The following is a 23273-nucleotide window of genomic DNA, read 5'->3' as shown; positions in this document are numbered from 1 at the left end:
TTCAGTAATACTGTCCGCGCGCGACTTGGACGCCGAAGCGCAGCAAGCCGCGAGAGAGTTCGTCAAAGCGGGCGAATTCGGCATCGTCTGTGCCGCCTTGTTCAAAGCGGCGATAAAGCTGCTGGAAAACCACCGCGATGCGCAGCGTGGCCAGCACTCGGTAGAACGCGAAATCGTTCAGGATGCGACCACTGGCCTGCGCATAGAGGCGCGCCGCGTCTTCTCGGGAGGGAAAGCCGTGGCGAGCGGTGGGCATCTGGCGCAATTGATGCATGGGCTCGGGATCGGCTGCATCGGTCCAGTAGCTGAGCAGAACAGCGAGATCGTAAAGCGGGTTGCCCAGGGTACCCATGTCCCAGTCGATCAGGGTGCGGGGGGTCAGCGTTTCGGGGTCAAGGATGATGTTGTCGAGCTTGAAATCGTTATGGATCAGCGTCGGCGGGTTGGCGGCCTCGGGCGGATGGTTCGAGAGCCAGCTCAGAAGAACGACCAGATCGTCCGGCGCCGTGCTGTCCCAGACCAGATGCGCCCGCTTGCGCCATCCGTCCAGGGTGCGCGTCGCAAAGTCAGCGGGCCGACCCAGCGTGCCAAGACCACAGGCGTCGGGATCCACTGCGTGCAACTGGGACAGGACGTCGATGATCCGGGCACCGACGACGAGACCGATCGGCTCCTGGCCTCCCCAACCGTTGAGTGTTTCGGCGCTTATGTCCGACCCAATAACGAGACCGGGCCGGTATTCCATCAAGAGGAATGGCGCCCCGATCACCGATGGATCATCGCAGAAATGTTCGCCTTTCGGGACCAGCGGCAGCGCCGGATGAAGTCCCGAGAGGATGCGGTATTCGCGGGCCATATCGTTGGCACCACGCGGAACCGGACCGAGCGGAGGGCGCCGAAGCACCAACGGTTTGTCTTCAATCTGAAGCAAAAAATTCATGTTGCCGTAGCCCGCCGAGAACCTCTTTGGATCGATTGACCGGTCCAGGGTAAGGCCGTGCCGGCTCAGATGCGCGGCGAGGCGCTCCAAATCGAGACCCGGATAATTGAATTGCGCAGGATTGCTGTTTCGACCCGGCTGGAGCATTAAAGTGCCTTATTTATTGTCGGACAGTAAATTGATAAATGCATTTGTCGACCGAGGCAATAGAAATTGCGGCCTGCATTACCAAAGATTGGAAGCGCGCTGGCCGTGACCCGGTTTGCGCGGAAGCGCATCGTCAGACACCGACCGCCCGCGGAAACGACGATGTGGCCCAGTGTTGCAGGACGCGCTGAGAGGAGATGTGGCAGGCGGGGCGGGTATAGGGCCGCCGCCTCCGATGAATTCCACCAATGGCCTTGCATCACGGCAAGCTTGCGTTGACCCGATCCTGCAATCGGGGTCGCAAACGGACGCAGATCTGTTCGAACTCGCAGAATGGGCTGCCAAGGGACTCGTTTTCGGAAAAATAGAATGCGTCCCGGATGGCAGTCAGTTCGGGAATGAAGAGGCGATAATGAAAGACCGAACGGGTTTCGTTATCCGCGCGTCAGGCGTTGAAGTTCGTGATCCGTGGGTCCGATCGCCTCGTATGTCCACGCATTACAGGCTTCGATGGCAGCGAGGATCTCTTCATCCTGAACTCGCATTTCGTCCCATTTCTCGGTCACACAACGCGTGAAGGCAGCGTTGGCGGCCTTCGCCCAATCCGTATCGACATCCGACCGCCGCAACACCAATACGTAGGTGATCATCATCAGTCCCTTCATGTGGTAAACATGCGGGAAATGATATCTGAATAGTGTTTGCCAAGCACCGGGCGAGGTAATTGCACCGCGGGCTTTGCCGGACCCAACAAGATCCGATGCGGCTACGATGGACGCCTCAACGGGTATGGCTCCAAGCGCTTTGACGATGTCTTCGTAAACACCTGGTCCCGGTATCCTTATGGGCAATCCCGAGAACCGCGCCCCGGAAGGGTCGATCTTTTCCGCAGAACACAGGATTTGATCGGCTCCTCGCATCACTGCCGAAATGCACAGGTCGGTTCCGTCCAATAGTGCGTTGATCCGATCGAGATACTGACGACGTCGCTCGGTTGTACGCATGGAGTCGTCTGACAAGGTGAAGGGCGCATGAATTGCAGCAAGATCCTTTGCGAGAGATTCAAGGTGCGCAAAGTTTACCCATCCCAGGTCGAGTTCGCTTGACCGCACAGCATCGATGGTTTCGGCGCCGGGGAAAATTCGGCCACCTGGATTCATGACAAGGCTCACCGAAGGGTCGCATTGCCCCGCAGCTTGTTCCATGAACTCCGCGCGCGGGTGATGGGTCGGAAAGTCATATCCGACGGCAATTCTAGACTTTGATGGTGGCACAGCTCGACCCCTGGTTCAGCGAATACATTCTCCAAAAGGATGTTGACATCGCACTCGTCACCAGTCAATAGTGTCCGACACTAAAGATGCGATCGGACAATTAAAGTTGATAATGACGGTCTTAAATGTCGCGTAGGAGGAGAGATGTGATGAAACTTACAAGTTTGGTGCGGGCTGCGCGTTTGGGCCGAGTCCTGCGCATCAGTGCGATGGTCCTGGCTGCGGCCTCTGTCGCGAAAGCCGACACGACGCTCCGGATCACGATGCAGACGCCACTGAAAAGCAACTTTGGCCAAAATCTGCTTGTGTTTCAGAAAGAGCTTGAAAAGACGTCTGACATTGACGTGGAGATTTACGACTCCGCGCAGCTCTTTCGGGATAAAGAAGTCCCGGAAGCTATTGGACGAGGCGCGGTGGAAATGGGGATTGCGTCGTTGACTACCTACGGAGGGCAAATTCCGGCAGTCGACGTATTTTATATGCCTTTTCTCTTTGAGACGGAAGAGAAACAGGCAACGGCGGTTAGTCCGGGAGGGGCGGTTCGCCAACTTCTGGACGACGCGATTCTGGAAACAGGCTCCCGCGTGCTTTGGTGGCAAACGAACGGTCCTGTTGTGCTCTTGTCAAATGATGCGCCCATTGTTCGACCCAGTGACATTGTGGGCAAAAAGGTTCGCGTTTTCGGAAAGACCCTCGGAACTTGGATCGCTCAGGTCGGTGGTGTGCCAACCGTCATCTCCGGATCCGAGCAGTTTCTGGCATATCAGCGGGGCACCGTAGATGTCGGCATGACGGGCATCGGTTCGATTCGCTCCCGTTCTCTCTGGGAAGTCATGGATCACGTCACATTGACGAACCATGCAAATGTCGAATTCGTCGTCGTGATAAACGAAGCCTTTTGGCAAAGTTTGACCAACGAACAGCGGGAGAAGATTTCCGCGGCAGCACGCGTAGCAGAAAATGAGATGCGCAGAGCCGCTTCCGCTTTGCACAGAGACATCCTCGCCGACGCCGAATCCCACAGCATGAGCGTCTATCAACCCACGGAAGATGATCTTGCAGCGTGGCGAGAGGCATCGAACCCGGTCATCTCAGATTGGGCCTCGCGTTTAGGCGATCTCGGAGGAAAAGTTCTCGCAGCGGCACAAGCGCTGAAGTGAGACCGCTTCGGGACGGTGGAATACCACCGTCAGGGCGAGTACCCGGGGGAGGGTCGTCGAAATGCTTTCCAAGCTGGACCGTTGGGTCGCCTACTGCGCGATGTGGGCATTCTTTGTCTTGGGCGTGATATTGGTGATCGAAGTAATTGCCCGGTATTTTTTCAATGCGCCAACGATTTGGGTCGAAGAAGTGGCGCGGCTTTTGTTCGTGTGGTCGGTTTTTGGCGGCGCGGCGTATCTCTTCAAGGACGGTGATCATATCAAGGTAACCATCCTGACCGATAATTTGGGGCGGCAAAAACGAAAGCTTCTCTATCTGGTCTCTCTGGGGTTCGTGATGATTTGCGCCGGCGTGATCGTTTACGCGTCGATCCCCTTGGTCGTTTCGGCTTTGACGAGCGGCAAGACCACCGGCAGCATGTTGGATATGCCCTCATGGCCATTTGATATGGCGTTGCCGGTCGCGATGGGTCTTGTCGTTCTTCGTACAGGCGCGGAGTGCGTCAAATGTCTCGCTGACGACGCCTTGTCCCAAAAATCCAATCTTCCGGACGGTTGAAATGACCACGCTATTCATCGTGACAGGTCTGTTGACGCTGTTGTTATGCGGAATTCCGGTCGCGTTCGCCCTTTTGGGTTTCGGCCTTATTCTTCTCGTCGTCGGTGATTTCTCCATAACGCTTGCGCCATTGGGGCTTTTTTCCTCGATGGATTCTTTTGTGTTGCTGGCGGTCCCCTTGTTTTTGCTGATGTCGAACATCCTATTGGAAGGCAAAGTCGGACAGGACCTGTTCGCGGCCGTGCAAGCCTGGGTGGGGCATTGGCCGGGTGGTCTGGCGGTGGCGACTGTGATCAGCTGCGCGATCTTTGCGGCGATTTCTGGATCATCCGTCGCCACAGCCGCGACCGTTGGGACAGTGGCCATCCCGGAGATGATCGAGAGGGGATATCCACGCCGGTTCGTTCTCGGTCTGCTGGCTGCGGGCGGCACCCTGGGGATCCTGATCCCGCCGTCCATTGTTTTGATCATCTACGGTGTGATTACGGAAAGCTCTGTCCTCAAACTGTTCACCGCCGGGATTGGGCCAGGGTTGTTGATCGTCGGTCTCTTTATTCTCTACTCCGTCGTCTATGCTCTTCGCTCCCAGGAATACGAACCATCCGAACCCGCCGGTTGGGCCATCCGAAAATCGGCAACGCTCCGGGCCGGGCCAACCGCGGCTCTTGCGTTGTTTGTGCTGGCCGGGATCTATCGCGGTTGGTTCACGCCGACCGAAGCGGCTGCAATTGGTTTTGCGGGTGCAATTTTTGTGACGACCGTTGTGCTTCGCAGCATAACCTGGCCGGGGTTCAAGGCGGCGATCTACCGGGCCATGGTGACGTCGGTATCGATCCTGCTCATCGTTGCGGGCGCCAAGGTTTTTGGCAAGGCGATCGCATTGTGGCGCGTGCCGCAGAACATCAGCGAACTGATTTCGACAAATGTGCATGAGCCATTGGCGTTCATTTTCGTCATCGCCCTGGTTTTGCTGGTCGTCGGATTGTTCCTGGAGGCGCTGTCCATGATGCTGATCATGGTGCCGGTTCTTGCCGGGTCGCTGGCGGTTCTGGGCATCGATGTCATCTGGTTCGGCATTTTTTTCGTGATCATGATCGAATGCGCACTCATAACGCCCCCGGTCGGGCTTAATCTTTTCGTGATCCAATCAGTGGGCGGTGCGTCGATGCGAGATGTGGCCATGGGCGTTTTGCCGTTTTTGATATTGATGCTGTTTGCGGTGCTGCTGATAACAATTTCTGATGCGATCGTTTTATTTCCTGTAAGTCTATTGTAGAGAAGAATAACCTACTAGATCAATTTATTTATTTAATTGCGGAGGTTTTGGGTTGGGAAGTCGGTGAGGAGGTGGTCTCTGTCAGGCCATCCCGCGCAGGGCAAAATAGGTCCGCAAGAGCGGCACCTCCAATGCTGTCGATGCCCCATTGCCTTCTACCGCGGCCGGCGGCTCAAAGGTAACTGCGGCGGTTTGCGCTATTTTAGTTTCATTATCTCCTTTCTGAAGGCTTCAGTTGAGAAGCGCCACCCGCGGCCCTTTCTAGGTGAGCCATTCAGGCGGTCGCAGAACGCCTTGATATCGCGATTTATTGGCGCCGCGAACCGCGTGTCGCGTGGCAGGTATCGAAACGCTCGTTTGTTTAAGCTTTCGACCGGTCCATTTTGCCAGGTTGCTTGTAGGTCGCAGAACAACCTCTCTCAGTATCGATGCCGGATACTAATTTGCACCAAATAGGATATGGAAACCTGGGTCGAATGTGATCGACTCTTGGGCTGGTCGGGGCAGGTCCCTCATCACATCCATCAGCTTGTTGATATAGTGGCTTGAGCTGCGGTCGTTGTTGCAGAGCAACACAGCAAATCGAATCTTCCGAGCAACTAGTAACGCGACATTCGCTGTTCCTTGGGCGCGCTTTAAGATTGTCTGTTGTAAATTAGCAGTTAATTATAATATTTCGGCTGTTTTTGCAAAGTTTAGCACTCAATTTTGAGATCCGGCTTATTGCACTTCTCATATCAATTGCGTCTGTCTGGGCGGCCTCCATTCGAAAGCCGAAGAGACTAAGGGGTCGGTTGCCTTGATGAACCGGTTCCTGTTTTCCCCGAATGTGTGACTCTGAAGCATGTGCAGCATCTCAGGCCCGGCTTGCGTGACAATGGCGACGCTGGCCAGTAGCGCCGGACGAATGTGAATCGGCAGCATTGGGTATTTGTGCGAGTAGGGGAACAACGTTTCTCTTTCGAGAATGGTGTTGAGTTCGGGGACGATGACCCCGAAAACCCGAAAGCGCCAGAAATCGACTTCACGTGGGAGCGGACGGGGTATCCGCCGCATCAAAAGCGATCGTGCCAGCTCCAACGGTGAGACCCAAGTCTCGACGCTGTATTCTGTTTCGTCGTCAAGCAGATTCTCGCCGCGAGGGGCGGCGTCACGATACGCTGCAAGGTCTTTGTAGTGGTTGATGTTAGATGTATAGCGGAAGGATTGCTGAATGTTGTGCGGGCAAGAGGTGCAGTCGTCCCATCTCAGTGCCGATCAACCGCTCGATATGCCTGCCAAAACGCGGCACACTTGGCGAACGCCAGTCAATTGCGGTTCAGATTCACTCAAGGTCGGGAGCCGCAGTCTCAAATAAACTGCCATAATCCAAGCCGAGTCTCAAAATTAACTGCCAAGCCTCATAATTAAGTGTTCAGGCATCCCTATCAAATCATTGTGCCTGCGGTCTTGGTTTTAGGCGCTAACCGGTGCGCTCCAGCGTCCTTTTCGTATCGGCCGTTCGGTCGATTTTCCGTTATGGTCAGGCACGCCGGTCGATGGACTTTGAGGACCTGGGCCAATTCCTCCTTGAGAAGCGGCCCGCCCCGAGGCGAGCCGCGTTTAGCCCTTGTTCCGGATCACTTGCCAGGGACTGGTATCCACTCGGCTGTAGCGACATCCGCATTGGCGAATTGCGGCATCTTGGCGCTCAGATCGTCCATGTTCTTGATATCGTTCTCATTGAGAAAATCCTGCGTGATCAGCGTCGGCGGCACGACGACCTGTTCGCCCACATTCTCACCCGCCATCAGAAGCGCCAGTGCCCGCACCGATACGCGGCCGACGACGGCCGGGTTCGTCGCGACAGTCGCAACCCAGGCGGAATCCGGCTCGCGCATTGCCGAAATGTCGGCTGTGGAGACGTCGGCGGAGTAGATGTCGATGTCCTGGTTCAGACCGGCTTCGTCGACGGCGATCTTCACGCCCTTGGCGAATTCGTCATATGGCGCAAACACGACATTGATGTTGGGATTGGCCTGCATCACCGAACGGGCCTGATTGGCGACCGAGTTTGCGATCGGGTTGTCGAGCGTGCCGAACGTGGCCGCTTCGGTGATGCCCGGATTGGCCTTCTTGACCTCTTCCCAGGCGACGTCACGGCGATCGAGCGGCGCGATACCGGGCACATAGACATATCCGGCGGTAAAGGAATCGCCATTATCCTTGATGGCCTGCTCAAGGGCCAACTTGCCAAGAAGATAATCGGATTGCTCGATCTGCGGGATCGAGTCGTTTTCGACGTCGACGTCGAAGGCGACCACGTCGATATCCGCATCGACCGCGCGCTGTGCAGCGGCCTTCATGGACTCCGTCAGCCCGTGCTGGATGATGATGCCGTCCACGCCGAGCGCGATGGCCTGGTCGACCATATCGGCCTGAAGAGCGGCGTCCTGGCGGCTGTCGAGAACGCGCAGCTCGACGCCAAGCGCCTTGGCCTGTTCCTCGACCCCGGACAGATAAGCCTGGAAGAAATCGCCAGTCGACAGATAGCGGACAAGCGCGATCGTCACGTCCTGCGGATTATCGAACGGTGCCGGTGCGTCCTGCGCCAGTGCAAGGCCACCGGTCCCGAAAGCCAGGCCCGTGGCACAGGCCAGTTTCATGAGTTCACGTCTCAGCATGAGGTTTCCTCCCTTTTCAACTGAAATCAGACCTTGCCACCGGCCCCGCGTCGCGAGGACAGATAGAAGGTGAAGACGAGTGCGACGACAAGGACGGCGCCCTTGACGAAATCCTGCGTGTAGTAGGGCGCATTCATCATCGTCATGCCCTGCAGCAGGATGCCGACAAAGAGTGCGCCGACAACGGTGCCAAAGGCGTTTGGACGAGCGGCGCCGAGAACGGCAAAACCGATAAGCGCGGCGGCGACGCTGTCGAGCAGCAGATTGGTGCCGCTTGCAATATCGCCGCGGCCGAGCCGTGCGGCGAGCAGGATGCCGCCGATCGAGGCCGTAACGCCCGAAATCATGTAGGCCGCGATCTTGTAGCGACTGACCGGCGTACCGACGAGCGCCGCGGCACGCTCGTTCGATCCGATCGCATACATGAGGCGACCATGTCGGGTCAGGCTCAGAAAGGCCCAGATGGCGAGCGCGATGACAAGAAAGATCACCACCGGAACCGGCACGAGTCGCTCGATGACAAGATCGAAACGATGCCGGCCAAGCCATAGAAATGCAGGTGAAAAAACACCCTCAGCCACCGAATCGGCGGACAGGCTCATACCGGTGGCAATGGAATTGCCCTGCGTTGGGATACGCTGCAGGCCGATCAGCAGAAACATCATGCCGAGGGTGGCGAGCAGGTCCGGAACACGAAACTTGACGATGAGGATGCCGTTCACGAGCCCGACGAAGGCGCCCATCAGGAGGCAGAGTACAATGGCCGTGAAGGCGGACTGCTCCAAGATCACCATCGAATAGGCGGAGAGCATCAGTGCGGAGGTCGCCACCGCACCGATCGACAGGTCGAACCCGTCCACCACGAGTGTGCAGGTGACGCCGAGCGCAAGAATGCCGGTGATCGCCACGGACTGCAGCACGAACACCGCAGAGCGCGGGCTGGCAAAACCATTTGCCGCAAAACTGAAGAACAGGACCATCCCGATCAGCAGGATCAGGAATCCATATCGGATCGCAAAATTCAGAAGACGCTCGCCGCTCATGCTATCACGCTGCGTCTTGCTGCCCGGAGACTTCCGCCACCATTCTTGTGAGGTCGATGTCTCGGTTGATGTGTTCACCAGCAACAGCTCCTTCGTTCAAAATCACGATGCGGTCGGCAATTTCCAGCGCTTCATCGATTTCGGCGACAAAGACGATGGTCGTCCGCCCCTTCGCGGTCTGACGGATGTGGCGGCCGATATCGCGACGCGCGCCGATATCGACACCCTGAAAAGGCTCGTCCAGCAGCAGCGCGCGACAAGGCTTCAGGAGCCAGCGCGCAATCATCGCCTTTTGCTGGTTGCCACCCGAAAGCGTCCCGATCCCGTCCTCGGCAGACTGACAGACCACGCCGATCCGATCGATCATTCCATCCGCAGCATTCCGCTGGGCGCGGGTCTTCACAAATGACAGTCGGCTGAAGGCCTCGAGGAATGGGAGCGTCATATTGTCGGCAATGTCGAATGCGCCGATTACCGCATTGGCGGCGCGGTCTTTCGGTGACATGAAGACGCCGCTCGAAACCGCCTCGCGGGCAGAGCGTGGCGCATAGGGCTTGCCATCGAGACGCAAGCGGCCGGCCAACGGCTCGGCGAGCCCGAAGAGAATTTCGGCGAGCCTGGTTTTGCCGCTGCCGAGAAGGCCGGTGATGGCAACGACCTCGCCATCATGAAAGCTTGCATCGATGGGCGCGGCGCCCTGGCGCAGGACAATGTCGTTCAATTGGAGAATTGGCGTATCGACAGCCACCGGATCGATATCGACCTCGGTCATCCGATGGCCGAGCATGGCTGTGACAGCGCCTTCATAATCCAGATTGTCGGCTTCGAAGACACCCGATACGGCGCCGTCACGCATCGTGACGATGCGGTCGGCGATGCGCCTTATGTCCGACATGCGGTGCGATATGTAGAGGATGGCGACCCCTTGGTCCCGAAGCCGGTCGATCAGCGAGAAAAGGCGGTCGGCCTCTGTCGCGGAAAGCGAAGATGTCGGCTCGTCCAGGATAAGAAGTTTCGGATCGCCGACCATTGCACGAGCGATCGCGATCATCTGCCGATCGGCCACTTCGAGATCTGCGACGCGTGCGGTTACATCGAGATGCAGGCCCATGCTTTCCGCGATACGCCTGGCTTCCCGCCGCATTTTCCGCTCGCGTACGAAAAGTCCGCTACCCGGTTTGGCCAATCGGTCCAGCATGAGATTGTTGGCGACGTCGAGATCGGGAATGACCCCATCGTCGATCGACTGGTGCACCGTCACGACGCCCTTCGAGATGGCATCGGCGGCATCCTGGGGATGGAACGGCTCGCCTGCGAGTTCGAGGCTTCCGCCATCGGCGCTGTGATAGCCGCAAATCACCTTGACCAGCGTCGATTTGCCGGCGCCGTTGGCGCCCATAAGCACCGTTACCTCCCTGGATCGCAGAACCAGATCGATTCCCCGCAGGACGTGGTTCCTGCCGAACGACTTCTCCAGCCCGCTGATTTCCAAGGCTTTTGCCAAGTATCGCTCCTCCGGCCGTTCATCCGACCCCTCTCCACGGCATGACACTGCCGTAGAATTATACACTTGTCAAACGACCTGACTATTGTAAAAATGGAGGCTGGAGAATTGAGGAGGGGTCCGCATGCCCGAGGACAATTCGTACAAAACGCTGAGCGTTGAAACGATCGGCGCGCATCTGGGCGCAGTCGACGCGGTCAGGAGCCGTCTTGGCGGCAACGCCGATGGCTGGTCGGTTCGCGAAGTTGGCGACGGCAACCTCAACCTTGTTTTCATAGTTGAAGGTCCGGACGAGACGGTTATCGCGAAACAGGCGTTACCCTATGTCCGCCTAGTCGGAGATAGCTGGCCGCTTCCGCTTTACCGCGCATTTTACGAGTATCACGCATTAAGCCGACAGGCCGCGCGCGATCCAGGTTTGGTGCCGGAAATCTACCATTTCGACGAAGCCCAAGCGCTTATTGTGATGGAGTTTCTCTCCCCTCACGTGATCTTGCGTCGCAAGCTGATCGCCGGAGAGAAGGTTGTCGATCTCGGCGCAATTCTTGGCCGGTTCTGCGCGCGCACGGCGTTCTACGGCTCGGAACTCTACATGCAGAGTGCCGACAAGAAGGCCGATGTCGCGCTTTTCGCGGGCAATGTCGCAATTCCAGCGATCACGGAAGCGCTGGTTTTCACCGATCCCTATTTCGACGCCGAGATGAACGCGCATACCGACGGGTTGGACCCGGTCGTTGCCGACCTGCGTGGCAATGTGGATCTGAAGATGCGTGTTCAGCGAATGATGACGAAATTTGCCTCCAATACCGAGACGATGCTTCATGGCGATCTTCACTCCGGATCGATCATGGCCACCGAAACCGAAGCTAGAATCATCGATCCCGAGTTTGTGCAATACGGGCCATTCGGCTTCGATATCGGCATGCTGACCGCCAATTTTCTCATGGCCTATTTCAGCCAGCCTGCGCATCGTTCGCAAGCCGATCTCGCCGGGTATCAGGAGTGGATCCTATCGGTCATCGAAGCGACCTTCGAAACCTTCCAGGATGAGTTCCGCCGGCTTTGGCGGGATGAACGCCAGGGCATGTTCTATCCCCAAGTGCTGTTTGAGGGGCAGGGCCACGATCCGATGCCGGCCTGCAACGCACTGCTGGGCGACATCTGGACGGACGCGATCAGCTTCTGTGGCATCGAGATGCATCGCCGATGCCTTTCCCTGGCCCACAATGCCGACTTCGAAGACATAGAGGATGTGCGCATACGCGCTCCGCTCGAAGCGAGAAACCTGACGATGGGCGCCGAACTCATCCTGAACGCGGAAAGCTTCGCCGATGCGCAAGCTCTTTGCTCGCTGGCGCGCCAATACAATGAAAGGAACGTCCTGTGAAAGTCGACGGAACGCATTATCGCTCCCTCTGGTGGGACGAGAGCAAAGGGTCGCTGCAGATTATCGATCAGCGCTGGCTGCCGCATGACTTTCGCATCGAGTCCGTCGAAACCATCGAAGCCTTCGCGACCGCAATCGTCGAGATGAGAGTGCGCGGCGCGCCATTGATCGGCGCCACGGCTGCTTACGGGATGGCCCTCGCCATGGCCAACGATCCATCGGACGAAAGCATGGACAAGGCCTGGTCATATCTGAACGCAACGCGGCCGACCGCCATCAATCTGCGCTGGGCGCTCGACCGCTGTCGCGCCACGCTGCGCGCCATTGCGGAAGCGGACCGCAAGGATGCTGCGTTGAAACTGGCGCATGAGATTTCTGAGGAGGATGTCGGCATCTGCCGTGCCATCGGCGAGAATGGCCTTGCCCTCATTCGCCAGATCGCAGCGAAAAAGCCTGCCGGCGAGCCAGTGCGCATCCTCACTCATTGCAATGCCGGCTGGATCGCCACGGTCGATTGGGGCACCGCAACCGCTCCGATGTATCGCGCCCATGACGAGGGCATTCCGCTTCACGTCTGGGTCGACGAGACACGACCGCGATGCCAAGGTGCGCTGACCTCATGGGAGCTTGGAAGCCATGGCATCGCCCACACATACATCACCGATAATGCCGGCGGCCATCTGATGCAGCACGGACAGGTGGACATGGTCATTACCGGCACCGATCGAACGACCCGGCGCGGCGATGTCTGCAACAAAATCGGCACCTATCTGAAAGCGCTCGCCGCGCATGACAATGGCGTGCCCTTCTATGTCGCGCTTCCATCTCCCACCATCGATTGGACGGTGGAGGACGGTGTCGCGGAAATTCCGATCGAGGAACGCGACCCGCGTGAGACGACCCATATTCAGGGCAAGCTCGACAACGGCTCTATTGCCTCGGTTCAGGTGACGCCGGATGGGACCGAGGGCGCCAACCACGCTTTCGACGTGACGCCAAACCGCCTTGTCACCGGGCTCATCACGGAACGCGGTGTGTGCGCTGCCACGACGGAAGGTCTCGCCGGCCTGTTCCCGGAAATGGCGCAAGCGGCCGAGTAGACCATGAGTCCGGCCCGCAACCAGCCGAACGAATGCGCGCCGGAGCGCCGTACGATCCGTCAGGACGATGCGATCGTCGAGGCGAGTTGGTGCTACTTTCACGAGGGCATGAACCAAAATGAGATCGCGGCGCGTCTGGGTGTCAGTCGCGCGACCGTGGTCAACTACCTCGCCGAGGCGCGACGCCGCGACTATGTTCGCGTGACGCTCGACACGCAGATTTTTCTCAATCACCGCCTTGCGGAGCGCTTGCGAGAACGCTTCGGTCTGCAGCAGGTTCTTGTCGTCCCCTCGGCTTCGGACGAACCCGACCGCAGCTATGACCGGGTTGCGCGCGCGGCGGCGGACTGGCTGCCCCATCTGCTCGAACCGGGCGACCGGCTCGGCGTGGCGTGGGGCGAGACGATCTCACGGGTCGCGGACGCCGCACCGCGTCAGCCAATCGATGATTTGACCATTGTCCAGCTCGTCGGCTCTCGCCCTGCGGCGATGGGCTTTGCTGCCGAGACCTGCGCCGCGGCTCTTGCAGCGCGGTTCAGCGCCAATCTCAGCAATCTTCATGTGCCGCTGCTGCTTTCCGACCGCGACCTGACCGAGCGGTTGAAGGAAGAGCCGGTCGTCGCCACACAGCTCGACGCCGTCGCATCCTGCAACAAGGTGATTTTTGCCTGCGGTACGGTCGACGACGACAGCCACATACGCAGGACCGGTCTTCTGACCACCGAGGAGCTTGCTCGATATCGCGGCGAGGGCGCGACAGGCGTCATCTGCGCTCGACTGATCGATGCAAATGGCGCGCCGATTCCAACGGAGATCGAGGAACGGATGATTGGCGTCACGCTGGACCAGATGCGCGGCAAGTCGCTCGGCCTTCTCGTCGCTTCGGGGCGCGAGCGCGTTCCTCCATCGCGTGCTGCCATACTCGGCGGCTACGCAACCCACTTCGCGACCTGCAGCGACACGGCGCAAACCCTGCTCGGAGACTGACATTCATGCCTTCCGCCACTGACACCGTCGAGGTTCGGCAAGCGATCATCGAAGCCTGCCGATGGATGAACCAGCGCGGCATCAACCAGGGGACGTCCGGCAACATCTCCCAGCGGATCGACGGTGACGAGATGCTGATCACCCCTTCTGGCGTGCCCTATGATCGCCTGACGGCGGACATGATGGTCCGCATGCCGATCGACGGTCCGATCCCGCCCCAGACGTTCAAGCCATCCACCGAATGGCGGTTTCACCAGGCCCTGCTGCGCGCCAAGCCGTCCATGCAGGCCGTTGTTCATGCCCATCCCCCGCATGCCGGCGCCATCGCGATCCAGCGCCGACCCATTCTGGCCTGCCATTACATGATCGCAGCTTTTGGCGGCGATACGGTTCCTCTCGCGCCTTATCACCTGTTTGGCGGTTCGGTGCTCGCGGACGCCGTGGTCGACACGATGGCTGAGCGCCATGGATGCCTGATGGCCAATCACGGCGCCGTCGTCGTCGGCGAAACGCTGGAGCGGGCGCTATGGCGCCTTGAGGAACTCGAAGTGCTGGCGCGCATGGACATTATGAGCCGGATTGGCGGAGAACCGCATATTCTCAGCGCTGAAGAGATCGATGCGGTGCTGGTCGAATTCTCAGGCTACGGACCAAAAACCAGTCAGTGAAGGCCGCTATCCCCCCAAATCCTGGCGATCTGGTTGGGACGGCTGCCCGGTTTCATGGTGAACGAGATTATATCGGGATCGTTAGCGACAGCCGCGATGGCCTGCCCGGTCGCGCACATCGAGTTTGGACCCTTTCGCGATCTCGTAAGCGGACGGAGCCGCCTGCGCCGCAACCGGCGCGGTAGGGAGGAGGAACCGCCTTTGCCGGGCGTTGCGAAGCTGACGTGCTCCCGCTGCCTCCCATCGCGCGCGGTTTTCAGCTGCGCACGGCGGTGATGATGATCTCGACCTTGTAGTCGGGCGTCGCCAGCGGTGCGCCGCCGCAGGCGCGTGTCGGCGCCTTGCCGGCCGGCACCCAGGCATCCCACACCGCGTTCATTTCCGCGAAATCGTCCATCGAGGCCAGCCAGATGATCGCCTGCAGGATGTTTTCCTTGCTGCTGCCGGCTTCGGCCAGAAGCGCGTCGATCTTGTCGAGTATGCCCTGGGTCTGCTCGGTAACGCTCGCGCCAGGCGCCGCCACCTGGCCAGCCAGATAGATCATATTGCCATAGGTGACGATCTGGCTCATGCGTTCGGAAGTGTGGTGGCGTTCGATTTCGGTCATGGTCGTTCCTTTTCGGGCTTGGTTCAGAGGCCTATGGTGAAGATGAAGGCCACGGCCAGGGCCAGGAGAAAGAGCGTTTCGGTCACCAGAATGATGCCGTAGCTCGGTTTGACGCGCAGGATGGTGGCAAGACTGGTCTTCACGCCGAGCGCCGATATGGCGATCACCAGGCACCAGCGCGACAGGGTCGCGACGGTTTCGTTCACGGGGATCGGCACCATACCCGTATTGGTCACGATCGCCAGCACGATGAACATCACCAGAAACCAGGGCAGCGAAACCTTCTGCGACCGGGCGCCGCGAAAGCTCATCATGACGACGATCATCACGACGGGCAGAAGCGCCACCCGGACCATCTTGACGAAGGTGGCGATGACGCCGGCCTCCTCGCTGATCGAATAGCCCGCGCCGACGACCTGCGCCACATCGTGAATGGTCGCACCGATCAGGAAACCGGCCTCCAGATCGCTCATGCCGATGGAGCGGAAGAGGATCGGATAGGCGATCATGGCGACCGTCGACAGCGCCGTGACACCGATCACCACGAAGAGCGTATCGTGCTCGCGTTCGGCCCGCGCCGGCAGTACCGAAGAAATGGCGAGCGCGGCGGATGCGCCGCAGATCGCCACGCTTCCGCCCGCCAGAAGGCCGAAGGCCAGCCGGCGGCCGAACAGAAAGGCCAGCACCGCGCCGCAGGCAAGCGTGGCAAGCACGAAACCGACGACGGCGGCCACCGCCGTGAACCCGACGCTCTCCACATCGCTAACGGTCAGCCGCAGGCCCAGAAGCCCGACGCCGAGGCGAAGAAGGGTCTTGGCGGAGAATTCAAGCCCCGGCGCGAAGGCCGGATCGTCGTTCAGGAAATGGAAGGCCATGCCGATCAGCAAGGCGAACAGCATGGCCGGCGCGCCGTAATGCTCCGACAGGAAAGTCGCCGCGGCGGCGATCACGGCAACCAGAAGAACGCCGCCAAAATGGCTGTTCCAGCGCGTCCGGATCGACGATACCATCGGCTTTTCCTGCGGTTGGGCGCCCCGGCCGGGCCGGCGGCGCCGAATGGGCGTTGGCGGACCGCTCAGGCGACCCAGCGGGCGCTGTGATCGAAGGCGAAATCGTAGCCGAACAGGGCCACCGAGCCGCCCGTATGCAGGAACACGACCCGCTCGCTCTTCTTGAAGTGCCCCTTGCGGATCAGGTCGATGAAGCCGGCCGCGCCCTTGGCCGAATAGACCGGATCGAGCAGGATCGCTTCCAGTTCCGCGAACATCCGGATGGCCTCGATGCCGCTCTCGGTCGGAATGCCGTAGCCTTCGCCGACATAATCGGTATTGGCGACCACGTCCTCGCGCTGGACCACGCCCGGACAGCCGAGCTTCTCGGCGGTGGCGACGGCCAGATTGTAGACGTTTTCCTCCTGCTTCGGCTTGGGCGCGCGCACGCCGATGCCGAGAAGCGGAATTTGCGCATTGATCGCCTTCAGGCCGACGATCAGGCCGGCCTGGGTGCCGGCGCTGCCGGTCGCATGGACGATATGGTCGATCTTCAGGCCGCGATCATTGGCCTGGCCGACCAGTTCGAACGCGCAATTGACATAGCCGAGCGCGCCCGTCGGGTTCGAGCCGCCGCCAGGGATCGTGTAGACCTTCTTGCCGTCGGCGCGCATCTGCTCGGCGAGCCTTTCCATCTCCGCATTCATGTCGAGCCCGCCCGGCCGCTTCTCGGTGGTCGCGCCATGCAGATGGTCCAGCAACACATTGCCATTGTGATTGTAATTGGCGTTGTTGGACTGGGTGCGGTCTTCCAGCAGGATATGGCACTGCATGCCCAGCTTCGCGGCGAAGGCCGCGGTCTGGCGGGCGTGGTTCGATTGCGTCGCGCCCTGCGTCATCACGATCTCGGCGCCCTGAAGCTCGGCCTCGGCCATCAGGAACTCCAGCTTGCGGGTCTTGTTGCCGCCGGTGGACAGCCCCGTGCAGTCGTCGCGCTTGATCCAGATCTCCGGCCCGCCGAGTTCGGCCGTCAGCCGGTCGAGACGCTCGAGCGGCGTCGGAAGGTGGGCGATGAAACGGCGAGGATAGCGGGCGAGATGCATCGGAGGGCTCCTAATTCGATTTCAGGAAACTTACTGCCCGGATTTTCAGCAGGCTAATGCAAATTTCACGAAAGATTATGCGAATCTTGCATTTTTAGAGCGGACGCCTATCCTCCCGCCATGCATCTGGACTGGATCGACGATATTCTGGCCGTCATCGACACCGGTTCGCTCGCCCGCGCGGCCGAGCGACGGTTTCTGACGCAGTCGGCCTTCACCCGGCGCGTGCGCATGATCGAGGATCGCATCGGAACCAGCCTGTTCGACCGCTCGCGAAAACCGGTCGAGGTGCGGCCCGGCGTGCGCGCGCTGGAGCCGGAACTGCGGGAGATCAGCGCCAGGCTGCGACGGCTTCAGCAGGAATTGCGCCTGTCCGCCGAGCATGGCGACCGGCGGATCGTCTTTGCATGTCAGCACGCGCTGGCCACGACGATCTCGCCCCGCATCGTCGCCGAACTGACCAGCATGGATGGCGTCTCCGTTCGGGTCCGGTCCGGCAACAACGATGAATGCCTTCTGCTGCTCGCCTCGGGCGAGGCCGATTTCATCGTGACCTATGAGAGCCAGGGCATGGCCGATTCCGGCAGGACCGACAGCTTCGAAGTGGTGGATCTGGGCATCGACCGGTTCGTCCCCGTCTGCGCGACGTCCCTGCTGGCGGAACGGGACGCCCCGACCATTCCCGTCATCAGCTATCCGGGCGGCATCTTCTTCCGGGCGGTCTTCGATCATCATATCGCACCGTTCCTGCCGGAACGGAGCAGCTTCGTTCCCAAGGCGGAAACGGCGCTGACGCTCGCCGCCTGCGAATATGCGCTGCAGGGCATGGGGGTGGCGTGGCTGCCCTTCAGCCTGGTCAGGAAACATTTGGCGGATGAGCGCCTGCATCAGTTGGACGAACTGCCGACCCATCCGCTGCAGATCAGAATGAGACGTCTGACCCGGCCGTCCGGCGCTCGTACCGACGAGATCTGGCGCCGTCTTGAATCGATCGGCCCCCTTTCGCCGCCCCTATAGCGCGTTCCAGACCTTTCGGCCGGTCTCGTCCAGCCGGTCGTACGAACAGAAGAGCGACAGTGTCAGGCTGGCCTGCCAGTCCGGGCCGCCGACGCATTGGACCTCGCCCGCTTCCATCTCCGCGGCGACCGCGCCTTCCGGCAGCCAGGCGATCCCGCTGCCGGACAGCATGCGGCGCTTGATGGCTTCGGTCAGCGCGTCCATGTAGCGCAGCGTCAGCGGCGGCGTGCGCCCGCCAATGGTCTGATCGACCACCGTACCGAGGAAGCTGCTGGGATCGTAACCGAGATACGGAATCGCGCTGACGGGCGCGTCCAGCGACCAGCCGCCCTCCGTGGCGGCCGCGCTCTGGGCGACGGGAAGCATCCGTTCGACGCCGATGTCCTTGCGGGCGAACTGCACCTCCTCGAAGACGGGCTGAACGTCCTGGTGGCGGTAATAGAGCAGGAAATCGCAGGTGCCGTCCGACAGCAGCTGGCAGCAGGTGCGCAGATTGTCGGAATAGACGCGCACCCGCAGATTGGGGATCAGATGCTCGAATTCTGCGATCCGTCGGGTCAGATAATTGACGGAGATGGTGTGCAGGACGGCAAAGCGCTGAAAGGCCGTTATTCCCTGCTGCTGGGCGCGCAGGGTCTGCCGCACGTCGGTCAGGTTTGAAATGGTCTCCAGCGCGACGGGCAGGAATTGCTGTCCAGCCTCCGACAGCTGCACCGGATAGGTCGAGCGCTTGATCAGGGGCGTTCCGAGCCAGTTTTCCAGCGATTTGATGCGCCGACTGAACGCCGACTGCGTGATGTTCCGCTCTTCGGCGGCGCGCGTGAAGTTCAGCGTTCGCGCAAGACAGGTGAAATCGCGCAGCCAGTTGATGTCCATTTCCGCTGCCTCTTTCGCCTCAAACGGCTGAATTGCCTGATCTATGCAAGACCTGCATAGTTTGATGAAATATTTGAGTTGGCAATAGGCGAAGGCGGCTCGCTAACAATTCGATCAGCTTCATTGGCGCAAATGCCGCATCGAGGCCGAACTGCCGGGGACTGGCGATGGGGATTTCGTCAGGGAGGCTCCGCAGACCTTTGGGAGGAACAGATGACTTTTCCGAGAAAAACCGCCGCGACGCTCGCATTTGCGCTGGCCGGCAGCACCATCGCAGGCGCTGCATCGGCCGAAACGACCCTGCGGCTGAGCACCTATGTGAACGAATCCGATATCCGCTATGAGGGTTTCACGCATTTCGCCAAGCTCGTTGCCGAGAAGACCGGCGGATCGGTCAAGGTCGACGTCTTTCCATCGGCCACGCTGCATGGCTGGTCCGAAGGCGTCGACGCCGTTCAGGGCGGCGTATCGGACATCAGCTGGATCAATGCCGACAACCGCCTGCCCTGCTATGCGGTCACCTCTCTCTATCCCGCGCAGGTGAGCCTGGAAGATCAGGTCGGTCTCGACTCGGCCTATGCCGATCTGATCCGCGACGAAGCCGCCGAAGCCGGCCTCGTGCCGCTGCTCAACTCCAACTATTCCTACGATCAGGAGTGGTGGTTCGACGATCCGATCGAGGACATCGGCAAGCTGGACGGCAAGCTGGTCCGCTCCATCGGGCCGCTGGTCAGCATGATGATCGAGACGTGGGGCGGTGAGCCGGTCTTCGTGGCGCCCAAGGAAGTGTTCCAGTCGGCCGAGCGCGGTGTCGTCGACGGCATCAATATGGGCGTCGCCACCTACAGCTCCTGGAAGCTGTGGAACGTCATGCCGCACATGATCAACGCCAACCTCTTCTACGGCAACATCATCTACATGATGAACAAGTCCAAGTTCGACGCGCTGACGCCGGACGAGCAGACCGCGCTTTCCGAAGCGGCCGCCGAGACCGAAGCCTGGCTGCAGCCGCGCTACGAAGGCTGGGTCGACGAGCAGGTGGCCGCCGCGGTCGCCGAAGGCGGCACCGAAACGAACCTCTCCGCCGAACAGACGGCCGCGCTTCTGGCCACTGTCACCGACAAGTGGAAGTCCGAGGTCGACAAGGCCTGCGGTGACGATCTGGCCAACAGCATTCGGACGCTTCTGGCCAGCCACACGCCCTGATTGCGGCGCTTCCGGTGGCCCTGCTTCCCACCCCCATGCCGGGGCCACCGACCTTCCGTTGAAATTCTGGAGACGTGTCATGGATGACGGAATCGATCGCTTGATCCGCGCGGTCGAGCGGGTGGTCGTGTGGCTGGCCGGTGCGGGCGCCGCTCTGGTCCTGGTGCAGATGGTCTGGATTTCCTACGGCGTCTTCGTCCGGTACGGGCTGGGGCGGCCGGACCGGATGGTGACCGAAGCGACGGCTCTTCTCCTCTTCCCGGTCGCTTTTGCCGGGCTCGCCTACGCCCTGCGCGAGGATGCCTTTCCGAAGGTCACGATGCTGACCGATCAGCTGCGGCCCGGCCTGCGCCGCGTGTTCGACATCGTCAATCACATCCTCATGGTCGGCGTCGGCGCCTTCTTCGCCTATGCCGGCGTCAGCGCCACGATCCGTTCGTTCAATTCGGGCGTCGCGTCCGAGATCCTGCATTGGCCCCGTTTTCTCTTCTGGGGCCCGGGCGCCTTCGCGCTCGTGATGTTCTCGATCTACGCGACGCTGCGGCTGATCCGTCTCGTTCGAAACCCTGCACCGTCGGGAGACCTCTGATGGAATGGTATGTCGTGGGCCTTGGCCTTCTGGGCCTGCTGATGCTGTTCATCACCATCGGCCTGCCCATCCCCTTCGCCCTGGCCGCCGCCTCGCTGCCGTTCCTCTGGCAGATCCAGGGGTGGGAAACCTCGATCGTCTCGTCCGAGCTGAAGCTCTGGGGCGTATGGATCGACTATATTCTTCTGGCCGTGCCGCTCTTCGTCTTCCTGGGGGAGCTGATCGGCAAATCCAATATCGGCCCGAACCTCTATCAGTTCCTGCACCAGGGTGTGCGCATCAAGGGCTCGGCCGCCTACGGCTCCATCGGCGCCAGCGCCGGGTTCGGCGCGGTCTGCGGCTCTTCCATGGTCGGCGCGCTCACCATCGGCGGCGTCGCCCTGCCCGAAATGCTGCGCCTTGGCTATGGCAGGCGGCTGTCGAGCGGCGTTCTGGCCGCCGGCGGCACCTTGTCGGTGCTGATCCCGCCCAGCCTGATCCTGCTGTTCTACGGCATCGTGACCGATCAGAGCATTGGCGATCTGTTCATCGCCGGCGTCATCCCCGGCATCATTCTGGTCTCGTGCTTCGTCATCGTCGTTCTGGTCTGGGGTATGCTGAAGCCGCAGGATATTCCGAGCAGCGAACATGCCGAGAAGATGCCGATGCTGCTGATCCTCAGCACGGTCGGACCGGTCGTGCTCATCGGCCTCGTCATCACCGTGGCCATCTATGCCGGCATCGCCACGCCGACCGAGGCGGCCGCCGTCGCCGCGCTCCTCACGGTAATTCTGGCCTATTGGGTCGGCGGGCTGACCTGGCAGGGCTTCAAGGCCTCGATCTTCGCCACCATGCGCACCATGGGTTATCTCGGCCTTCTGCTCTCGGCCGGCGTGCTCTTCGGCTTCGTTCTGACCTATTATCGCGTGCCGCAGCAGTTCACCGAGCTATTTCTGTCCTTCGACCTGTCGCCCTATACCGTTCTCGCGATCGTGCTGGTGTTCTACATCATTCTGGGCATGTTCCTCGAGCCGGTCTCGATGACCTTCATCACCCTGCCAACGATCTATCCGCTGATGAGCGCGGCCGGTTTCGACCTCATCTGGTTCGGCGTGGTCTACACCATCACGATGGAGATCGCGGTGCTGACGCCGCCAGTGGGGCTCAATCTCTACGTCATACAGGCGATAAGTCGGGACAAGGTATCCATCGGCGATGTGATCATCGGCTGCCTGCCCTTCATCGGCGCGATGATCCTGCTGATCACCATCCTGATCTTCGCTCCCGATGTGGCGCTCTGGCTGCCGGAGCAGATGCGCTGATGGAAACACTGCCTTATCTGCGGGCAGGACGGGGTCCGACGCTTGTCCTCGTGCACGGCTATCTCGGCGGCGCCGCCCAGTGGGAGCGCGAGATCGAATGGTTCAGCCGCTCCTACGATGTGATCGCGCCCGATCTGCCCGGCTTCGGCGCCGCCGCCGACCGGCCCGGCGAGGCGACGATCAGCGGGATGGCGCGGGCCATCACGAAGCTTCTGGACGAGTTGGGGATCGACACCTTCACCCTGCTGGGCCACTCCATGGGCGGCATGATCGCGCAGGAAATCGCGGCGACGCGTCCGAAGGCCGTTCGCAAGCTGATCCTCTACGGCACCGGCCCGGTCGGGCTGATGCCGGATCGCTTCGAGCCGATCGCCGTATCCCGCCAGCGTGTGCAGCGCGATGGCGTGGCCAAGACCATCGCCCGGATCGGAGCGACCTGGTTCAAGGATGGCGAACGGGCCCGCGGTTACGGCAGGCTGGTCGAGATCGGCGAACGGGCCAATCCGCAGGCGGCGTTGGCCGCGCTGGACGCCATGGCGGCCTGGGACGGTCGCCAAGCGCTGGGCGCGCTGTCCATGCCGACGCTCGTGATCTGGGGCGATTCCGACCGCTCCTACCGATGGCCGCAGATCGAAACGCTCTGGCGGGGCATACCGAATGTCGACCTCAGCGTGGTGCCCTGCGCATCCCATGCGCTCCATCTGGAAAAGCCGGACCTGTTTCGCGCCATCCTGTTGGAGTTCATAAGGTGAGTGCTCGGCGGAAACCATGTCGCTATGGGGAGCTTGCCGATTCATGATTCTGAAAAGCACTGTTTTTCAGATGAGTAGCGCGGTCTAGCGTACCCTATCGTGCAGTACCATGGTAGATCAAAGAC

Annotated in this window: 21 protein-coding genes; 12 read left to right on the top strand and 9 right to left on the bottom strand. The window is 60.4% G+C overall.

The features are described 5' to 3' along the window. Nucleotide 1: 1 nt before the first annotated feature. Nucleotides 2–1087, bottom strand: coding sequence for a phosphotransferase family protein (locus tag B7H23_RS04380; RefSeq protein WP_094076124.1), 1086 nt, complete (start codon nucleotides 1085–1087; stop codon nucleotides 2–4). Between the two features lie 434 nt (nucleotides 1088–1521). Continuing rightward, a complete protein-coding gene (locus tag B7H23_RS04375) occupies nucleotides 1522–2292 on the bottom strand; it encodes a type 2 periplasmic-binding domain-containing protein (RefSeq protein WP_094076123.1) in 771 nt (256 codons plus the stop codon). A 218-nt stretch (nucleotides 2293–2510) separates the two neighbouring features. Here B7H23_RS04375 and dctP (B7H23_RS04370) point away from each other — a divergent pair, with 218 nt between their 5' ends. The 3 genes from dctP (B7H23_RS04370) to B7H23_RS04360 all read left to right on the top strand — a co-directional run bounded on the left by dctP (B7H23_RS04370) (nucleotide 2511) and on the right by B7H23_RS04360 (nucleotide 5356). After that, a complete protein-coding gene (gene dctP, locus B7H23_RS04370) occupies nucleotides 2511–3521 on the top strand; it encodes a TRAP transporter substrate-binding protein DctP (RefSeq protein ID WP_173861881.1) in 1011 nt (336 codons plus the stop codon). A 61-nt stretch (nucleotides 3522–3582) separates the two neighbouring features. After that, nucleotides 3583–4080 (top strand): TRAP transporter small permease, encoded by a 498-nt coding sequence (locus B7H23_RS04365; RefSeq protein ID WP_094076122.1) that lies wholly within the window; start codon nucleotides 3583–3585, stop codon nucleotides 4078–4080. Nucleotide 4081: 1 nt separating this feature from the next. Further along, entirely contained in the window at nucleotides 4082–5356 is a 1275-nt protein-coding gene (locus B7H23_RS04360) for a TRAP transporter large permease (protein WP_094076121.1), read from the top strand. A gap of 1619 nt (nucleotides 5357–6975) precedes the next feature. Here B7H23_RS04360 and B7H23_RS04350 read toward each other — a convergent pair. From B7H23_RS04350 to B7H23_RS04340, 3 genes are read right to left on the bottom strand one after another with little or no spacing between them, the layout of a single operon-like run. Next, on the bottom strand, nucleotides 6976–8001 hold the full coding sequence (locus B7H23_RS04350) for a substrate-binding domain-containing protein (RefSeq protein WP_240535017.1): 1026 nt from the start codon (nucleotides 7999–8001) through the stop codon (nucleotides 6976–6978). Nucleotides 8002–8045: 44 nt separating this feature from the next. After that, a complete protein-coding gene (locus B7H23_RS04345; RefSeq protein WP_094076118.1) occupies nucleotides 8046–9062 on the bottom strand; it encodes an ABC transporter permease in 1017 nt (338 codons plus the stop codon). A gap of 4 nt (nucleotides 9063–9066) precedes the next feature. Beyond that, the gene (locus B7H23_RS04340) at nucleotides 9067–10566 is read right to left on the bottom strand and encodes a sugar ABC transporter ATP-binding protein (protein WP_206608848.1); all 1500 of its coding nucleotides are present in this window, start codon (nucleotides 10564–10566) and stop codon (nucleotides 9067–9069) included. Between the two features lie 124 nt (nucleotides 10567–10690). Here B7H23_RS04340 and mtnK point away from each other — a divergent pair, with 124 nt between their 5' ends. From mtnK to B7H23_RS04320, 4 genes are read left to right on the top strand one after another with little or no spacing between them, the layout of a single operon-like run. Further along, the gene (gene mtnK / locus B7H23_RS04335) at nucleotides 10691–11953 is read left to right on the top strand and encodes an S-methyl-5-thioribose kinase (protein ID WP_094076117.1); all 1263 of its coding nucleotides are present in this window, start codon (nucleotides 10691–10693) and stop codon (nucleotides 11951–11953) included. Continuing rightward, nucleotides 11950–13053, top strand: a complete 1104-nt coding sequence (gene mtnA / locus B7H23_RS04330) for an S-methyl-5-thioribose-1-phosphate isomerase (protein ID WP_094076116.1) — start codon at nucleotides 11950–11952, stop codon at nucleotides 13051–13053. Before mtnK ends, mtnA begins: the two co-directional genes overlap by 4 nt. Nucleotides 13054–13056: 3 nt before the next feature. After that, on the top strand, nucleotides 13057–14040 hold the full coding sequence (locus tag B7H23_RS04325; protein WP_094076115.1) for a sugar-binding transcriptional regulator: 984 nt from the start codon (nucleotides 13057–13059) through the stop codon (nucleotides 14038–14040). A gap of 5 nt (nucleotides 14041–14045) precedes the next feature. Next, entirely contained in the window at nucleotides 14046–14708 is a 663-nt protein-coding gene (locus B7H23_RS04320; protein ID WP_094076114.1) for a class II aldolase/adducin family protein, read from the top strand. Between the two features lie 256 nt (nucleotides 14709–14964). Here the strand turns inward: B7H23_RS04320 and B7H23_RS04315 are convergent, their stop codons facing one another. The 3 genes from B7H23_RS04315 to cuyA all read right to left on the bottom strand — a co-directional run bounded on the left by B7H23_RS04315 (nucleotide 14965) and on the right by cuyA (nucleotide 17407). After that, nucleotides 14965–15315, bottom strand: a complete 351-nt coding sequence (locus tag B7H23_RS04315; RefSeq protein WP_094076113.1) for a RidA family protein — start codon at nucleotides 15313–15315, stop codon at nucleotides 14965–14967. Between the two features lie 23 nt (nucleotides 15316–15338). Beyond that, entirely contained in the window at nucleotides 15339–16325 is a 987-nt protein-coding gene (locus B7H23_RS04310) for a YeiH family protein (protein ID WP_094076112.1), read from the bottom strand. A 65-nt stretch (nucleotides 16326–16390) separates the two neighbouring features. Continuing rightward, on the bottom strand, nucleotides 16391–17407 hold the full coding sequence (cuyA, locus tag B7H23_RS04305) for a D-cysteate sulfo-lyase (protein ID WP_094076111.1): 1017 nt from the start codon (nucleotides 17405–17407) through the stop codon (nucleotides 16391–16393). 120 nt (nucleotides 17408–17527) lie between these two features. On the opposite strand from cuyA, the gene B7H23_RS04300 reads away from it, so the two are divergent. Then, nucleotides 17528–18424 (top strand): LysR family transcriptional regulator, encoded by an 897-nt coding sequence (locus tag B7H23_RS04300; RefSeq protein WP_094076110.1) that lies wholly within the window; start codon nucleotides 17528–17530, stop codon nucleotides 18422–18424. Here B7H23_RS04300 and B7H23_RS04295 read toward each other — a convergent pair. Further along, the gene (locus B7H23_RS04295; RefSeq protein WP_094076109.1) at nucleotides 18419–19300 is read right to left on the bottom strand and encodes a LysR family transcriptional regulator; all 882 of its coding nucleotides are present in this window, start codon (nucleotides 19298–19300) and stop codon (nucleotides 18419–18421) included. The two genes, B7H23_RS04300 and B7H23_RS04295, sit on opposite strands and share 6 nt — an antisense overlap. A 213-nt stretch (nucleotides 19301–19513) precedes the next feature. On the opposite strand from B7H23_RS04295, the gene dctP (B7H23_RS04290) reads away from it, so the two are divergent. From dctP (B7H23_RS04290) to B7H23_RS04275, 4 genes are all read left to right on the top strand, one after another. Continuing rightward, nucleotides 19514–20506 (top strand): TRAP transporter substrate-binding protein DctP, encoded by a 993-nt coding sequence (dctP, locus tag B7H23_RS04290; RefSeq protein ID WP_094076108.1) that lies wholly within the window; start codon nucleotides 19514–19516, stop codon nucleotides 20504–20506. 79 nt (nucleotides 20507–20585) lie between these two features. Continuing rightward, complete coding sequence (locus B7H23_RS04285) at nucleotides 20586–21095, top strand: TRAP transporter small permease (RefSeq protein ID WP_094076107.1); 510 nt, start codon at nucleotides 20586–20588, stop codon at nucleotides 21093–21095. Beyond that, nucleotides 21095–22396 carry a TRAP transporter large permease gene (locus B7H23_RS04280; protein ID WP_094076106.1) on the top strand — a complete coding sequence of 434 codons (1302 nt, stop codon included), beginning with the start codon at nucleotides 21095–21097 and terminating at the stop codon, nucleotides 22394–22396. The genes B7H23_RS04285 and B7H23_RS04280 overlap by 1 nt, the downstream gene beginning before the upstream one ends. Further along, nucleotides 22396–23148 carry an alpha/beta fold hydrolase gene (locus tag B7H23_RS04275; protein WP_094076105.1) on the top strand — a complete coding sequence of 251 codons (753 nt, stop codon included), beginning with the start codon at nucleotides 22396–22398 and terminating at the stop codon, nucleotides 23146–23148. Before B7H23_RS04280 ends, B7H23_RS04275 begins: the two co-directional genes overlap by 1 nt. Nucleotides 23149–23273: the final 125 nt, after the last annotated feature.

The sequence above is a fragment of the Notoacmeibacter marinus genome (assembly GCF_002238045.1).
GTDB lineage: Bacteria > Pseudomonadota > Alphaproteobacteria > Rhizobiales > Rhizobiaceae > Notoacmeibacter > Notoacmeibacter marinus.
Note: the sequence above shows the minus strand (reverse complement) of the source record. Positions and strands in the feature narration are given on the sequence as shown.

Coding starts and splice junctions, on each gene's coding strand:
- B7H23_RS04380 (WP_094076124.1), bottom strand. CDS start 1,087: ATGCTCCAGCCGGGTCGAAACAGCAATCCTGCGCAATTCAATTATCCG.
- B7H23_RS04375 (WP_094076123.1), bottom strand. CDS start 2,292: ATGGAACAAGCTGCGGGGCAATGCGACCCTTCGGTGAGCCTTGTCATG.
- dctP (WP_173861881.1), top strand. CDS start 2,511: ATGAAACTTACAAGTTTGGTGCGGGCTGCGCGTTTGGGCCGAGTCCTG.
- B7H23_RS04365 (WP_094076122.1), top strand. CDS start 3,583: ATGCTTTCCAAGCTGGACCGTTGGGTCGCCTACTGCGCGATGTGGGCA.
- B7H23_RS04360 (WP_094076121.1), top strand. CDS start 4,082: ATGACCACGCTATTCATCGTGACAGGTCTGTTGACGCTGTTGTTATGC.
- B7H23_RS04350 (WP_240535017.1), bottom strand. CDS start 8,001: ATGAAACTGGCCTGTGCCACGGGCCTGGCTTTCGGGACCGGTGGCCTT.
- B7H23_RS04345 (WP_094076118.1), bottom strand. CDS start 9,062: ATGAGCGGCGAGCGTCTTCTGAATTTTGCGATCCGATATGGATTCCTG.
- mtnK (WP_094076117.1), top strand. CDS start 10,691: ATGCCCGAGGACAATTCGTACAAAACGCTGAGCGTTGAAACGATCGGC.
- B7H23_RS04325 (WP_094076115.1), top strand. CDS start 13,057: ATGAGTCCGGCCCGCAACCAGCCGAACGAATGCGCGCCGGAGCGCCGT.
- B7H23_RS04320 (WP_094076114.1), top strand. CDS start 14,046: ATGCCTTCCGCCACTGACACCGTCGAGGTTCGGCAAGCGATCATCGAA.
- B7H23_RS04315 (WP_094076113.1), bottom strand. CDS start 15,315: ATGACCGAAATCGAACGCCACCACACTTCCGAACGCATGAGCCAGATC.
- B7H23_RS04310 (WP_094076112.1), bottom strand. CDS start 16,325: ATGGTATCGTCGATCCGGACGCGCTGGAACAGCCATTTTGGCGGCGTT.
- cuyA (WP_094076111.1), bottom strand. CDS start 17,407: ATGCATCTCGCCCGCTATCCTCGCCGTTTCATCGCCCACCTTCCGACG.
- B7H23_RS04300 (WP_094076110.1), top strand. CDS start 17,528: ATGCATCTGGACTGGATCGACGATATTCTGGCCGTCATCGACACCGGT.
- B7H23_RS04295 (WP_094076109.1), bottom strand. CDS start 19,300: ATGGACATCAACTGGCTGCGCGATTTCACCTGTCTTGCGCGAACGCTG.
- dctP (WP_094076108.1), top strand. CDS start 19,514: ATGACTTTTCCGAGAAAAACCGCCGCGACGCTCGCATTTGCGCTGGCC.
- B7H23_RS04285 (WP_094076107.1), top strand. CDS start 20,586: ATGGATGACGGAATCGATCGCTTGATCCGCGCGGTCGAGCGGGTGGTC.
- B7H23_RS04280 (WP_094076106.1), top strand. CDS start 21,095: ATGGAATGGTATGTCGTGGGCCTTGGCCTTCTGGGCCTGCTGATGCTG.
- B7H23_RS04275 (WP_094076105.1), top strand. CDS start 22,396: ATGGAAACACTGCCTTATCTGCGGGCAGGACGGGGTCCGACGCTTGTC.